The sequence below is a fragment of the Microbacterium barkeri genome (genome assembly GCF_027921765.1).
In the GTDB taxonomy this organism is placed as follows: Bacteria; Actinomycetota; Actinomycetes; order Actinomycetales; family Microbacteriaceae; genus Microbacterium; species Microbacterium barkeri.
Map to the genome: position 1 here is coordinate 1 of NZ_BSEJ01000003.1, position 13,314 is coordinate 13,314.

The 13,314-nt window shown below is 70.4% G+C and carries 15 protein-coding genes; 7 read left to right on the forward strand and 8 right to left on the reverse strand.

Annotated elements, in window-relative coordinates; translation table 11 throughout:
• The 5 genes from PKE79_RS04345 to argG form a co-directional block, all read left to right on the forward strand.
• Positions 1-615 (forward strand): HNH endonuclease signature motif containing protein (locus PKE79_RS04345; RefSeq protein ID WP_271172444.1); only part of this gene is annotated, 615 nt, incomplete at its 5' end.
• A gap of 78 nt (positions 616-693) precedes the next feature.
• Positions 694-1,743, forward strand: coding sequence for an aldo/keto reductase (locus tag PKE79_RS04350; protein WP_374727754.1), 1,050 nt, complete (start codon positions 694-696; stop codon positions 1,741-1,743).
• 254 nt (positions 1,744-1,997) lie between these two features.
• Complete coding sequence (locus PKE79_RS04355) at positions 1,998-3,059, forward strand: D-cysteine desulfhydrase family protein (protein WP_271172445.1); 1,062 nt, start codon at positions 1,998-2,000, stop codon at positions 3,057-3,059.
• A gap of 49 nt (positions 3,060-3,108) precedes the next feature.
• A complete protein-coding gene (locus PKE79_RS04360) occupies positions 3,109-3,870 on the forward strand; it encodes a Pr6Pr family membrane protein (RefSeq protein WP_271172446.1) in 762 nt (253 codons plus the stop codon).
• Positions 3,871-3,924: 54 nt separating this feature from the next.
• Positions 3,925-5,343, forward strand: coding sequence for an argininosuccinate synthase (gene argG, locus PKE79_RS04365; protein ID WP_271172447.1), 1,419 nt, complete (start codon positions 3,925-3,927; stop codon positions 5,341-5,343).
• Between the two features lie 109 nt (positions 5,344-5,452).
• Here the strand turns inward: argG and PKE79_RS04370 are convergent, their stop codons facing one another.
• The gene (locus PKE79_RS04370) at positions 5,453-5,671 is read right to left on the reverse strand and encodes a PLDc N-terminal domain-containing protein (protein ID WP_271172448.1); all 219 of its coding nucleotides are present in this window, start codon (positions 5,669-5,671) and stop codon (positions 5,453-5,455) included.
• A gap of 121 nt (positions 5,672-5,792) precedes the next feature.
• Here PKE79_RS04370 and PKE79_RS04375 point away from each other — a divergent pair, with 121 nt between their 5' ends.
• Entirely contained in the window at positions 5,793-6,203 is a 411-nt protein-coding gene (locus PKE79_RS04375; RefSeq protein WP_271172449.1) for a VOC family protein, read from the forward strand.
• Positions 6,204-6,243: 40 nt separating this feature from the next.
• Here the strand turns inward: PKE79_RS04375 and PKE79_RS04380 are convergent, their stop codons facing one another.
• From PKE79_RS04380 to PKE79_RS04395, 4 genes are all read right to left on the reverse strand, one after another.
• Entirely contained in the window at positions 6,244-6,852 is a 609-nt protein-coding gene (locus PKE79_RS04380) for a methionine ABC transporter permease (RefSeq protein WP_271172679.1), read from the reverse strand.
• Positions 6,853-6,911: 59 nt separating this feature from the next.
• Entirely contained in the window at positions 6,912-7,943 is a 1,032-nt protein-coding gene (locus PKE79_RS04385; RefSeq protein WP_271172450.1) for a methionine ABC transporter ATP-binding protein, read from the reverse strand.
• A 75-nt stretch (positions 7,944-8,018) separates the two neighbouring features.
• Complete coding sequence (locus PKE79_RS04390) at positions 8,019-8,933, reverse strand: MetQ/NlpA family ABC transporter substrate-binding protein (protein WP_271172451.1); 915 nt, start codon at positions 8,931-8,933, stop codon at positions 8,019-8,021.
• 99 nt (positions 8,934-9,032) lie between these two features.
• Entirely contained in the window at positions 9,033-9,542 is a 510-nt protein-coding gene (locus tag PKE79_RS04395; RefSeq protein WP_271172452.1) for an Lrp/AsnC family transcriptional regulator, read from the reverse strand.
• A gap of 137 nt (positions 9,543-9,679) precedes the next feature.
• On the opposite strand from PKE79_RS04395, the gene ald reads away from it, so the two are divergent.
• Entirely contained in the window at positions 9,680-10,777 is a 1,098-nt protein-coding gene (gene ald / locus PKE79_RS04400) for an alanine dehydrogenase (RefSeq protein WP_271172453.1), read from the forward strand.
• A gap of 17 nt (positions 10,778-10,794) precedes the next feature.
• On the opposite strand, the gene PKE79_RS04405 is transcribed toward ald, so the two are convergent.
• From PKE79_RS04405 to PKE79_RS04415, 3 genes are read right to left on the reverse strand one after another with little or no spacing between them, the layout of a single operon-like run.
• Positions 10,795-11,439 carry a response regulator transcription factor gene (locus PKE79_RS04405; protein WP_271172454.1) on the reverse strand — a complete coding sequence of 215 codons (645 nt, stop codon included), beginning with the start codon at positions 11,437-11,439 and terminating at the stop codon, positions 10,795-10,797.
• Positions 11,430-12,575 (reverse strand): sensor histidine kinase, encoded by a 1,146-nt coding sequence (locus PKE79_RS04410; RefSeq protein WP_271172455.1) that lies wholly within the window; start codon positions 12,573-12,575, stop codon positions 11,430-11,432. The genes PKE79_RS04405 and PKE79_RS04410 overlap by 10 nt, the downstream gene beginning before the upstream one ends.
• Positions 12,572-13,213: a DedA family protein gene (locus PKE79_RS04415; protein WP_271172456.1), complete on the reverse strand. Its 642-nt coding sequence runs from the start codon at positions 13,211-13,213 to the stop codon at positions 12,572-12,574. The genes PKE79_RS04410 and PKE79_RS04415 overlap by 4 nt, the downstream gene beginning before the upstream one ends.
• Between the last annotated feature and the right edge of the window lie 101 nt (positions 13,214-13,314).

Genomic DNA, 13,314 nt, shown 5'->3' on the forward strand with positions numbered 1-13,314 from the left:
CAGAAACGCCACGACGCGTTCTTCGCGATGATCCAGGCCGCCTCACGCGCCGCCGAGACCCCCACCCTCGGCGGCGCCGCCCCCACCGTCATGATCCACATCACCGCCGACGACCTCACCACCACAGACACCGGCGACGGCCGGCACGGCATCGCGCACCTCGACGGCGTCGACGCGCCCGTCCCCGCCACCGTGGCCCGCCGGATCGGATGCACCGGAGACATCCTCCGCGCCGTGTTCACCCCCGAAGGACGCATCCTCGAGCTGCGCAGCATCCAACGCTGCTTCACCCCCACCCAACGCAAAGCCATCGTCGCCCGCGACGGAGGCTGCATCATCCCCGGCTGCACCATCCCCGCCGCCTGGTGCGAGATCCACCACGTCCAAGACCACGCCCACGGCGGACCCACCGAAACCGACAACGGCGTCCTGCTCTGCTGGTGGCACCACCACCACCTCGACACCTCCGGCTGGACCATCCACATGCACCACGGCGTGCCCTACATCGTCCCGCCCCGCTGGATCGACCGCGACTGCACACCCCGCCCCGCACAAGGATCCGCCACCCGCATACGCACCCGCATCCGCCGCACCCTCACCCGCATCCGCACCTGACCCACCACGGCACACCTTGCTGACTGCCTCGACTGCCGACTGCCCCGACCTGGGTGGCTGGCCGGTACGCTCGCGTTCGTGAGCGCAACCGACACCCGGACATCCGCCCTCGTCGACCTCGGAGACGACCTGCGCGTCTCACCGCAGGGATACGGCGGCATGTCCCTCACGGACGTGTACGGCCCGATCTCCGATGACGACGCCCTCCGCACGCTCACGCACGCGGTCGATGCGGGCGTGACGTTCATCGACACCGCGAACGTGTACGGCGAGGGCCGCAGCGAGCGCATCATCTCGCGGCTCCTCGCCACGCGTCGCGACGAGGTGCAGCTCGCGACGAAGTGCGGCATCGTGCCCGGCGGCCGCATCGGCGAGAGGTCGGTGCGCGGCGACCGCGCCCACATCCGCGAGCAGATCGACCTGAGCCTCAGCCGCCTCGGCACCGACCACGTCGACCTCTACTACCAGCACCGCGTCGACCCGAACGTGCCCATCGAGGAGACCGTCGGCGCGTTCGCTGAGCTCGTGCAGGAGGGCAAGGTCCTCCACATCGGCCTCTCGGAGCCCACCGGAGACGAGCTGCGCCGGGCCGCTGCGGTCCATCCGATCGCCGCCGTGCAGAGCGAGTGGAGCATCGTCAGCCGCGACGTCGAAGCGCACGTCGTCTCGGCAGCGCGCGAGCTCGGCGTGGGCTTCGTGCCCTACTCCCCGCTCAGCAGGCAGTGGCTCACCGGCGCGTTCGACGCCGCGGCGATGGTCGAGGGCGACGGGCGGCCGAAGTTCCCGCGCTTCGCGCCCGAGGCACTCTCAGCCAACGCGCCGATCCTCGCCGAGGTGCGCGACCTCGCGGCCGACGCCGGCGTGACACCCGCACAGCTCGCGCTCGCCTGGCTCTCCGCGAAGGGCGAGCAGCTGGGGCTCCCGGTCGTGCCCATCCCCGGCACGCGCTTCGCCGACCGCGTCGACGAGAACCTCGGCGCCGTCGGAGTGCGCCTCGACCCGGAGGTCGTCGCGCGACTCGACAGCATCGCAGACCGGGTCACGGCGCACCGCTCGTTCGACCCGCTGTGGGTCTCGGATGGCCGCGAGCAGCCGGGCGCTCCGCAGAACCCGCGGCCGACCACCTGACCGTCAGGCCCGTTCGTCGACGAGCGGCTCCAGCGCAAGGGCCGCGACGACCGCGATGAGCGGAAGGGCGACGAGCGCCTGCAGGATCGCTTCCATGATGCCTCCTCCCCGGATGCACCCTGCATCCAGGCATCCAGAGAACAGGCCGCGCCCCAGCGGTGCCCCTGTGCGGGCTCAGAACGGCCTGCGCGGAGCCTGATGAGGTCGCAGGGAACGCTCGGAATCCCCTGACGATGCGGCCTATGCTGACGGGCATGACCGCCGATGCGCTCCTCGACCCGCTCTTCCTCGATGTCGCGGATCCGGCCATCCGAGACCTCCGCACCCTGCGCGAGGATCTCGCGGTCGCGCCGACGCCCCTGCAGCCGCTCGACCGCCTGCGCGACAAGCTGGGCGGCGGTCCACGGCTCTGGGTCAAGCGCGACGACCTGACGGGTCTCGCGCTGGGCGGCAACAAGACGCGCAAGCTCGAGTACCTCCTCGCCGACGCACGGCAGCACCGTGCCGACGTGATCGTCACCGTCGGCGCCGGCCAGTCGAACCACGCCCGCCAGACGGCAGCCGCCGCGGCCAAGGCCGGGCTCGAGTGCGTCCTCGTGCTGCGGGTGCCCGCCGACGCGACGCCCGAGTACCGCGGCTCGGGCAACGTGCTCCTCGACCGAGCGCTCGGGGCGCAGGTCGTGCTCGTCGAGGAGACGGCGGATGACGCGCACCCCGAGATCGCGGCAGCCGACGCGGTCGTCGCGCAGCTGCGGCAGGACGGCCTCCGGCCGTACCTCATCCCGACGGGAGGCTCGACACCGGTCGGCGCCCTCGGGTATCTCGAGTCGTACGCGGAGCTCGCCGACAGCGGCCGCACCTTCGACGAGATCGTCTTCGCGAACGGCAGCGGCGGCACGCATGCGGGCCTCCTCGCGGCCCGCGAGCTGCTTCCCGGCGCCGGTCGCCCGCGGATCCACGGCGTCGCCGTCTCGCCCGAAGTCGACGCCCTGACCGACACCGTCGAGTGGATCTCGCGCGAGGTGCTCGGGTTCTTCGGGCGCGAGCCCGCCGAGTCGCCCTGGCTCGACGCGGCGCACATCGGCCCGGGCTACGGCGTCCTGACGGAGGGCGGCACCGAGGCCATCCAGCTCTTCGCGCGCACCGAGGGCATCCTCCTCGACCCGGTCTACACGGGGAAGGCGGCGGCCGCGCTCATCGCCGGCGTCCGCTCGGGCGCGTACTCCGACGACGAGGACGTGCTGTTCCTCCACACGGGCGGCGCTCCTGCGCTGTTCGCGCACGCTCCCGCGCTCACGGAGGCGTTCTCGAGCTGAGCCGCGCGGTGCTCCCGCCCTGCCCATCCCGGCGGATAGTCTCGGCGGCATGACCGCAGATTCGCGCGCCTGGACCACGGCATGGCAGATCGCGCGCATCGCGACCGCGATCGCCCTCGTCTCGGCGACCGCTGCGCAGTTCTCGCGGACGGTCGGCAACGCGCTGACGAAGACGGAGGCGCACGCGTCTCACCTGCCGACCGTGATCTCGAACTTCTTCAGCTACTTCACGATCGAGTCGAACCTCTCGAGCGCCATCCTGCTCGTGGTCGCCGCGATCTGGACGTGGACCCGCGGTCGCGACGGCCGCCGCGAGCCCGCGGGGCTGTCGCTTCTGCTCGCCTGCGTCTCGACGTACATGATCGTGACGGGCGTCGTCTACAACATCCTCCTTCGCGGCATCGAGGACCCGACGACCTCGGTCGCGTGGGCGAACGAGGTGCTCCACGTCGTCGGCCCGCTCTTCCTGCTCGCCGACGTGCTCGTCGCCCCGCGACGCGGCGCCCTGCCCTGGCGCGCGCTGGCCGTCGTGATCGCCTTCCCCGTCGTCTGGGCCGTGTACACGCTGCTCCGCGCGAACGCGATCACGGGGCCGGCGACCGGCAATCCCTGGTGGTACCCGTATCCGTTCCTCGATCCGCATCTCCAGGGCGGATACGGCGGGGTCGCGCTGTACATCGTCGGCATCGCCTCGGCCATGGGCGTCATCGGCGCCGCCGTCATCGGCGTGGGGCGCTGGCGCGCAGCGCGCACGGCGGCCGAGCGGATGGCCGCCGGCCGGCTCCCCGAGGAGCGCACGCCGATCGCGTAGCGCCGGATGGCCGCCGAATCGGGCGGGGAGCCGCGCGGCTCTAGGATGGAGAGCATGTCGAAGGTCCTGGAATCCCTCCCCGTCGGCGAGCGCGTCGGCATCGCCTTCTCCGGGGGTCTCGACACCTCCGTCGCGGTCGCGTGGATGCGCGACAAGGGAGCCATCCCGTTCACCTACACCGGCGACCTCGGGCAGCCCGATGAGGACGACATCGAGTCGATCCCCGGCCGCGCCCTGACCTACGGCGCGGAGGCCTCGCGCCTTATCGACTGCAAGCCGCTGCTCGTCGAGGAGGGCCTGTCGGCCCTTGCATGCGGCGCGTTCCACATCCGCTCGGCGGGTCGGACCTACTTCAACACGACGCCCATCGGGCGCGCGGTCACGGGCACGCTGCTCGTGCGCGCGATGAAGGAGGACGGCGTCGACATCTGGGGCGACGGCTCGACCTACAAGGGCAACGACATCGAGCGCTTCTACCGCTACGGCCTGCTCGCCAACCCGCGCCTGCGCATCTACAAGCCGTGGCTCGACGCGCAGTTCGTCTCCGAGCTCGGCGGGCGCAAGGAGATGAGCGAATGGCTCGTCGCGCATGACTACCCCTACCGCGACTCCGCGGAGAAGGCGTACTCGACCGACGCGAACATCTGGGGCGCCACGCACGAGGCGAAGACCCTCGAGGAGCTCGACGTCTCGCTCGAGACCGTCGAGCCCATCATGGGCGTCCGCTTCTGGGACCCGGCCGTCGAGATCGAGACCGAGGACGTCACGGTCACGTTCGACGCCGGCCGCCCGGTCGCCCTCAACGGCGTCGAGTTCTCCGACCCGGTCGCGCTCGTCTTCGAGGCCAACCGCATCGGCGGCCGCCACGGCCTCGGCATGAGCGACCAGATCGAGAACCGCATCATCGAGGCGAAGTCGCGCGGCATCTACGAGGCGCCGGGCATGGCGCTCCTCTTCATCGCCTACGAGCGCCTCGTGAACGGCATCCTCAACGAGGACACCCTCGCGACCTACCACGAGCAGGGTCGCCGCCTCGGCCGTCTCATGTACGAGGGCCGCTGGCTCGAGCCGCAGTCGCTCATGCTGCGCGAGTCCATCCAGAAGTGGGTCGGATCGACGATCACCGGCACCGTCACCCTGCGCCTGCGCCGCGGCGAGGACTACACGATCCTCGCGACCGAGGGCCCCGGCCTGTCGTACGCACCCGAGAAGCTCTCCATGGAGCGCGTCGGCGACGCGGCGTTCGGCCCGACCGACCGCATCGGCCAGCTCACCATGCGCAACCTCGACATCGCCGACTCGCGCTCGCGCCTCGAGGGCTACGTCTCGCGTGGCCTCATCGGCGGCACGACGGGCGAGCTCATCGGCGCCCTCGAGAAGGGCGAGGCCGAGGAGATCACGGCCGGCACGGAGGCCGACGAGGCGCTCGACGCCGCGGGCGAGTCCGCCGCGTTCGACACCGGCACGGACTGAGCCCGGCGAGCGCAGCGAGCTGCCCGGTCATTGAGCGAGCGCAGCGAGTCGAAATGCAGTCTTGACGAAGCGGCCCCTCCGATCGGAGGGGCCGCTTCGTCGTACCGGATCAGCGCCCGATGCTCGCGTTGATCCGGTCGTGCGCGATGACCCAGATGATGAGCCCCACGAGCGGGAACGCCAGGATCACGATGATCCACAGCAGCTTGAGCACACCGCCGATGGCGGGGTCGGCGATGGTCTTCACGATGGCGTAGATGATCGCGCCCAGCCAGATGAGGCCGGCCACACCGATCCCGATCACGCCGATGATGCCGAGGATGTCCATGGCCTCACCCTAGGTCGGGTCGCGTCGCGATGCGTTCACGAGACGGCCTTCCGGATGTCGGCGCCCCGTGCCATCCTCATCTCGGATCCGGGCAGCGGGCCCGGCGGAGAGAGGACATCCCATGGCCTTCAAGATCTCGCCCTACATCAGCTTCGTCGACAACGCCGCGGAGGCGCTCGAGTTCTACCAGAGCGTGCTGGGCGGCACGCTCAACATCTCGAAGATGAGCGAGTACCCCAGCCCCGAGCTCGATGAGGCCGATGCCGACAAGGTGATGCACGGCCAGCTCGAGCTCGAGAACGGCTTCACGCTCATGGCCTCGGACACCCCGACCGGCATGCCGCGCGACGAGGGCGCGAACCTGTCGGTCACGATCTTCGACGGCGACGCCGAGGAGCTCCGCGGCATCTTCGAGAAGCTCGCCGACGGGGGCAGCGTGGTCGTTCCGTTCGAGCAGGCGCCGTGGGGCGACTGGTTCGGCATGCTGTCCGACCGCTTCGGCGTGCAGTGGATGGTCAACAGCGGAGCCTGACGACCTCCGAGGCGGGCCTCCGGCGCTTCGGAGGCCCGCCTCAGCGCCGCAGGATGCGCCGCGCGAGACCGTTGCCGATCGCCTGCACGAGCTGCGTCACGATGATGATGATCACGAGCGCGCCGGCGGTCACGACCGGATCGAACTGACGATAGCCGTAGGCGATGGCGTAGTTGCCCAGGCCCGTGCCGCCGATCATGCCCGCGACGGCCGACATGTCGATGATCGCGATCGTCGCGAAGGTGTAGCCCAGCACGAGGGGGCCGAGTCCTTCGGGCAGGATCACGGTGAGGATGATGCGCCACGGCCCGGCGCCGGTCGAGCGGGCCGCCTCGATCACCCCGGTGTCGACCGTGACGAGGTTCTGCTCCACGATCCGCGCGATGCCGAACGTCGCGGCGATCGAGATCGCGAAGATCACCGCGGCGTTGCCGATCCCGATTCCGATCACATAGCGCGCGAGCGGCTGCAGCGCCGCGAGGAAGATGATGAACGGGATCGGGCGGAACGTGTTGACGAGCAGGTTCAGCACCCAGTAGACGACGGGCTGCTGGAGCACGCCGCCGCGACGCGTGACGAAGAGCGCTGTGCCCACGACGAGGCCCGCGATCCCGCCGATGACGAGCGAGGCTGCGACGAGCCACAGCATGACGCCGGTCTGCTCGACGAGCTCCGGGAAGATATCGCCGATCTGCTCCAGGATGTCGTTCACGCGGCCACCTCCGTCACCGTGACGCCGTCGCCGATCTCGGCGAGAGCGCCGCGCACGGCCTGCTCGTCGCCGCGCACGGCGATCGTCAGGAGGCCGTACACGCGTCCCTGGATGTCGTCCACGCCGCCGTGCACGAGGTTGAAGTCGACCCCCGCTCGCGCGAGGGCGCCGAACACGCGGGCCTCCGACGCGCCCTCGTCCGTGAACGAGATCGTGAAGAAGCGGCCCTCGTGCTGCGTCCGGAGCGCCGCGAGGGCGTCCCCATCGGGAAGCGCGCGGACGACCGTGCGCACGAAGCGCTTGGCCGTCTCCGTCTGCGGCCGCGTGAAGACGTCGTATGTCAGGCCCGATTCGACCACCCGACCGCGCTCCATGACTGCGACCTTGTTCGCGATCCGCGCGATCACGTCCATCTCGTGCGTGATGACGACGATCGTGATGCCGAGCTCGCGGTTCACTCGCGCGAGCAGGTCGAGCACCTCGTCGGTCGTCTCCGGGTCGAGGGCGCTCGTCGCCTCATCGGCGAGCAGGATGCCCGGGTTCGCGGCGAGCGCGCGGGCGATCCCGACGCGCTGCTGCTGGCCCCCTGAGAGCTGCTCGGGGTACGCATTCGCCTTGTCCGCGAGCCCGACGAAATCGAGAAGCTCCGCGACCCGCTTCGCGCGCTCGGCCCGGGGCATCCGCGCCACCTCGAGCGGATACGCGACGTTGCCGCTGATCGTGCGCGAGCGCAGCAGATTGAAGCGCTGGAAGATCATGCCGATGCCCTGCCGCAGCTCACGCAGCCGCCGCTCGGGGATGGCCGTGATGTCGGTGCCGTCGACGTCGATCGAGCCGGCCGTCACCGGCTCGAGGCCGTTGATGAGCCGGACGAGTGTCGACTTCCCGGCTCCGGAGTAGCCGATGATGCCGAACACGTCGCCCCGCTCGATCTCGAGCGAGACGCCGTCGACGGCGACCACCGGCCCGTCGCCGCGCCGCTGCGGCGGATAGCTCTTCGTGACATCGGAGATCGTGATGTGCGGCATGGCTCCTCGGCTCTCGGAAAGCGCGATACGCGGGCGGCCTCGGGCCACCCGCGTATCGTAACGCGGCGGGGTCGGTCAGCCGGCGCTCTGCGCCTGCTCCTGGACCTCCTCGAGCGACGCCTGGAGCTCCTCCTTGGGCGTCTGCACGAACTCGGCCGTGCCGCTCGCGCTCTCCTGAGCGCCGTCGAGCACGTCCTGGTTGGTCTGGTAGATCTCGACCAGCTTGTTCAGCACCTCGTCGTCGACGTCCTCGGCGCGCGTCGCGAAGATGTTGACGTACGGGAGCGCCGAGGGGTCCGACGGGTCGTCCGACGCGATCGCGTCCTCGCCGGTGAGACCGGCGTTCTCCAGGAAGTCGTTGTTGATGATCGCGGCCGCGACGTCGGGCAGCGACGTGCCGATGAGCGATGCGTCCAGGCCCTCGACCTTCACGCGCGACTCGTCCTCGACGACGTCCTCGAGCGTCGAGAAGGGGCTGCCGCCATCCTTCAGCTCGATGAGGCCCGCCGACTGGAGGACGAGCAGGCCGCGGGCCTGGTTCGTCGTGTCGTTCGGCACGATGACCGTCTCGCCCTCGGGGATGTCCTCGACGCTGTCGTACTTGTCGGAGTAGAGGCCGAGCGGGTAGATGGCCGTCGAGCCGATGGGCTGCAGGTCATCTCCGGCCGAGACGTTGTAGTCGGCGAGGTAGAGGATGTGCTGGAACTGGTTGATGTCCAGCTCGCCCTCGCTGAGCGCGGGGTTGGGCTGCGTGTACTCGGTGAAGTCGACGATGTCGACGTAGATGCCCTCCTCCTCGGCCGCGGCCTCGAAGACGGCCCAGTAGGGCTCGCTCGCGCCGACGACGCCGAGCTGAACGGGGTCGGCCTCGGTTCCGCGGGTCTCCGCGGCGGGCTCTTCGGCGGCGTCGCCGCCACCGGAGGCGCAGCCGGCAACGGCCAGGAGGCCGACGACGGCGAGGGGTGCCAGAGTGCGAATGCGGAATGCCATGTGAAGCTCCTCGGGTGCAGGGATTCCACGGTAGGCAGACGCGCCGCCGACCCGCCAACCAGGCGACACAGAGCGCAACAGGATGGCCGTCCGCGCGGGTCAGCGGAACGGCGCTGCCACGGCGTTGCGGTGGTACTCGAAGATGATGCTCGTGCGCGTGGTCGCGACCGACGGCTGCGCGGAGAGATGGTCGACGACGAACTGCCGGACGTCCGATGCGCGCTCGACCGCGATGTGGACGAGGAAGTCGTCGGCGCCGCCGATGAAGAACAGCTGCACGACCTGCGGCAGGCGCCGCACCTCGTCGGCGAACGCGACGATGCTGTCATGTCGTGACCCGGGGCGCAGCGTGACCCCGACCATCGCCTGCAGGCCGCGGCCGAGGCGCTCCTGGTCGACGCTGGCGTGGAAGCCGGTGATGACACCGCGCTCGACGAGCGAGCGCATGCGCGCGTGGGCGGTCGAGGGCGCGATGTCGAGAGCCGCCGCGAGGTCGGCGTTCGTGATCCGCCCCTCGCGCTCGAGGATGGCGAGGATGCGGGCATCGAGGTCGTCGAGCCGCTCGGTTCGAACATCCTTCGATCGCGGGTCGCGTCCGGGGCCGTCCATGGACGAAAGCGTAGCGACATCCGCTCCCTTTCCGAAGGATCTTCGGGACCGGATGACCTCGGGCGATGATCCTGCGAGCATCGAAGGAGAGCGGCTCACGAGGCCGCGCGCCGTCGACGGAGACCAGGAGCCCCACCATGCGCATCGGAATCCCCACCGAGATCAAGAACAACGAGAACCGCGTGGCCCTCACGCCGGCGGGCGCCGACGCCCTCGTCCATCGCGGTCACGAGGTGCTCGTGCAGGCGGGCGCGGGGGCCGGATCGCACTTCTCCGACGATGACTACCGCTCCGCGGGCGCCCGCATCGTCTCGGACGCGGAGACGGTGTGGGGCGACGCCGAGCTGCTCGTCAAGGTCAAGGAGCCGATCGCTTCGGAGTACGGCCACCTGCGCGACGACCTGACGCTGTTCGCCTACCTCCACCTCGCCGCCGACCAGCCGCTGACCGACGCGCTCATGGCGGCCGGAACGACGTCCGTCGCGTATGAGACGGTGCAGCTCGCCGACCGGTCGCTCCCGCTCCTCACGCCCATGAGCGAGGTCGCCGGACGCCTCTCGATCGCCGTCGGCGCCTATCACCTCACTCGGCCGCAGGGTGGCCGGGGGATGCTGCTCGGCGGCATCGCCGGCGCCCCGCGTGCCGAGGTCGTCGTCATCGGCGGCGGTGTCGCGGGCGAGCATGCCGCGGCGAGTGCGCTCGGCCTCGGCGCGCAGGTCACTGTGATCGACGTGAGCCTGCCGCGCCTGCGCGAGCTCGAGCACCGGTACGGCGGAGCCCTGCAGACGCGGCATTCGACGCGGTACGCGATCGGGGAGGCGCTCGAGCGCGCCGACCTCGTGATCGGATCGGTGCTCATCCCCGGGGCAGCGGCCCCCAAGCTCGTCACCGACGAGATGGTCGCCGCGATGAAGCCCGGATCGCTGCTCGTCGACATCGCGATCGACCAGGGCGGATGCTTCGAGGGCTCGCACGCGACGACCCACGACGACCCGACTTTCCCCGTGCACGACAGCCTCTTCTACTGCGTCGCGAACATGCCCGGCGCCGTGCCCGAGACGTCGACGCGTGCCCTGACGAACGCGACGCTGCCCTACATCGCCGCCATCGCCGACCGCGGCTGGCATGCGGCCGCGCAGGCCGACCCCGCCCTCGCGAAGGGACTCAACGTGTTCGGCGGCTCCGTGACGAACGCGGGCGTCGCCTCGGCCTTCGGCTACGCACTCGCCAGCTGAGGAGGCTCCTCCTCGGATCAGCCTCGGAGGAATGCGAGCACGGCGAGCACACGCCTGTTCACCGTCGAATCCTGTGCGATCTCAAGCTTGCCGAAGATCGTGTTGATGTGCTTCTCGATCCCGCTCTGGCTGAGGTAGAGGCGCTGCGCGATTGACGCGTTGCTGTGCCCTTGCGCGATGAGCTCCAGGACCGAGCGCTCTCGATCAGTGAGCGCCGTGATGCGCGTGTCCGGCGACTCCTTCGCTGCGATGAGCTGTCGGATCACCTCCGGATCGAACGCGGTCCCTCCGTCGCGCACCCGCGAGAGGGCATCGAGGAAGCCCGTGATGTCCGAAACGCGGTCCTTCAGGAGGTATCCGACGCCGCCGCGCCCGTCCAGAAGGCGGCTCGCATGCCGTTGCTCGACATACTGCGAGAGGACGAGCACACCCACATCAGGGTGGTCGCTGCGGATCCGCAACGCCGCGTGGATGCCCTCATCGACGAAATCGGGCGGCATCCGGACATCGAGGATCACGAGATCCGGCGGATCGGCCTCGACGAAGCGAAGGACCGCATCCGCCGTTCCCGCGGCGTAGACGACGGTGTGGCCCTCGGCGGCGAGGAGCTGGCTGAGCCCCTCACGCAGGAGTGCCGAGTCCTCGGCGAGTGCTATGCGCAAGGGATCACCGCCTCCACCGTCGTCGGCCCTCCTCTGGGGCTGTCCACCGTGAGGACGCCGCCGCGCGCCTGCACGCGGGAGGCGATGCCGGAGAGCCCGGGGCCATCCGGATCCGCCCCGCCGCGTCCCTCGTCTCGCACGGTGAGGACGAGCGCGCGTCCCGTGAACGCGAGGTCGATGTCGATGCGCGGCGCGCCCGAGTGCTTGAGTGCATTCGTGACCGCCTCGCTGGCCACGAAGTAGGCCGCGGCCTCGGCCGCACGATCGGTGAGACGCGGGATGTCGGCGCGCAGTCGGATCGGGATCTCGGTGCGCTCCCGCAGCGCCGCGAGCGCCGCGGAAAGACCGTCGCGGATGAGCATGGCGGGGTATGTGCGCCAGGCGACCGCGCGCAAGTCGTCGAGGATCCGCTGCGTCTCCTCCCGCGCGCGCCGATGCAGCTCGCGTCGGTCGGCGGCCTCGGCCGCGCGTTCAGCGCGCGCCAGAAGGATCGACAGTGCCACCACGCGTTGCTGCACGCCATCGTGGATGTCCCGCTCGATGCGGCGACGCTCCGCGTCGACCGCGGCGACGACGTCGTCGAGCGTCCCGTGGAGCCGGGACAGTTCACGCGCGAGCTCCCCGGCCCCGGGTCGTGCGAACCGCGCCCACGCTCGCCGGTCGAGCCACGCAATCCCCGCGAGGCCCGAGACGGCGAGGAACAGCAGGAGGACCCCGGGGAGCGCGTACCCGGCGACGACCGGCCAGGTGACCGCGCCGGGGGCGGCCGCGAAGATCGGCACGGCAGCGCCCGTCGCCGCGCCGAAGAGCATCTCGACGGCCACCACGATCCCGAGGGCGAGCAGGACGAGCACCGCGCAGGCGATGACGCCGAGTACCGTCTGCACGAGGAGGAGGAGGATGAGTCGCTCCCCTGGCGGCGGCACGCTCCGGTCGTTGCCGTCCACGCGCGTCAGGCGTCTCGCCGACCACGCCGCGATCGTCCGTGCGGGTGCCGTCGAGAGCGGCGCTGCGAGGATCGCGAACAGGAGAGCGGGCACGAGAAGAGCGCCGAGCACCAGCGACCCGGATGCCGCTGCGGCACGGCGGACGAAGCGCCCGTCGTGCCGCCTGATGGGGCGTGCCGCCGAACTCATGAGACCATCTTCGCCCGGCTCCGCTGTCGGACACGCACGACGACGAAGATGAGGGCCGCTGCCCCGATTCCGACGATGACAAGCAGCTGGAGGACGTCTGCATACCGCTCGACGACGTGCCAGTGCTCGCCGAGACCGAAACCTGCCAGCACGAACGCGGTGTTCCAGAGAGCGCTTCCGGCGGCCGTGAGGAGGGTGAACCTCATCAGCGGCATACGCTCGATCCCGGCAGGGATCGAGATGAGGCTCCGGACGAGCGGCAGCATGCGCCCGAAGAGCACCGCCTTCGAACCGTGGCGCGCGAACCATGCCTCCGCCCGGTCGACATCCTGCACCTTCATCAGAGGGACCCGGGCCACGATCCGACGCAGGCGCTCGCGGCCGAGCAGCGCGCCCAGGCCGTAGAGCACGAGCGCGCCGTGAACCGAGCCGACCGTCGTCCACAGGAGCACCTCCAGCAGGCTGAAGGTGCCGCGGCTCGCCGTGAAGCCGGCCAGAGGGAGGATGATCTCGCTCGGAAGCGGCGGGAACAGGTTCTCCAGGGCGATCGCCAGCCCCACCCCCGGCCCGCCGAGGGTCTCCATCAGGGAGACCGCCCATTCGGCGATCGCGTTCAGGTTCTCCGCGTCATTCTGCATGCTGTCGACGCTACGGAGCGGCCGCATGAGGGGCAGTGGGGCGCTCCTCCGTAAGTGGTGGGGTTTTCCGCAGTTCTCCCGAGAAACGGCCGCTCGGCCGA

Coding starts and splice junctions, on each gene's coding strand:
- argG (WP_271172447.1), top strand. CDS start 3,925: ATGTCGAAGGTCCTGGAATCCCTCCCCGTCGGCGAGCGCGTCGGCATC.
- PKE79_RS04380 (WP_271172679.1), bottom strand. CDS start 6,852: ATGCTGTGGCTCGTCGCAGCCTCGCTCGTCATCGGCGGGATCGCGGGC.
- PKE79_RS04390 (WP_271172451.1), bottom strand. CDS start 8,933: ATGGCATTCCGCATTCGCACTCTGGCACCCCTCGCCGTCGTCGGCCTC.
- PKE79_RS04370 (WP_271172448.1), bottom strand. CDS start 5,671: ATGGACATCCTCGGCATCATCGGCGTGATCGGGATCGGTGTGGCCGGC.
- PKE79_RS04410 (WP_271172455.1), bottom strand. CDS start 12,575: ATGAGTTCGGCGGCACGCCCCATCAGGCGGCACGACGGGCGCTTCGTC.
- PKE79_RS04395 (WP_271172452.1), bottom strand. CDS start 9,542: ATGGACGGCCCCGGACGCGACCCGCGATCGAAGGATGTTCGAACCGAG.
- PKE79_RS04385 (WP_271172450.1), bottom strand. CDS start 7,943: ATGCCGCACATCACGATCTCCGATGTCACGAAGAGCTATCCGCCGCAG.
- ald (WP_271172453.1), top strand. CDS start 9,680: ATGCGCATCGGAATCCCCACCGAGATCAAGAACAACGAGAACCGCGTG.
- PKE79_RS04375 (WP_271172449.1), top strand. CDS start 5,793: ATGGCCTTCAAGATCTCGCCCTACATCAGCTTCGTCGACAACGCCGCG.
- PKE79_RS04360 (WP_271172446.1), top strand. CDS start 3,109: ATGACCGCAGATTCGCGCGCCTGGACCACGGCATGGCAGATCGCGCGC.
- PKE79_RS04355 (WP_271172445.1), top strand. CDS start 1,998: ATGACCGCCGATGCGCTCCTCGACCCGCTCTTCCTCGATGTCGCGGAT.
- PKE79_RS04415 (WP_271172456.1), bottom strand. CDS start 13,213: ATGCAGAATGACGCGGAGAACCTGAACGCGATCGCCGAATGGGCGGTC.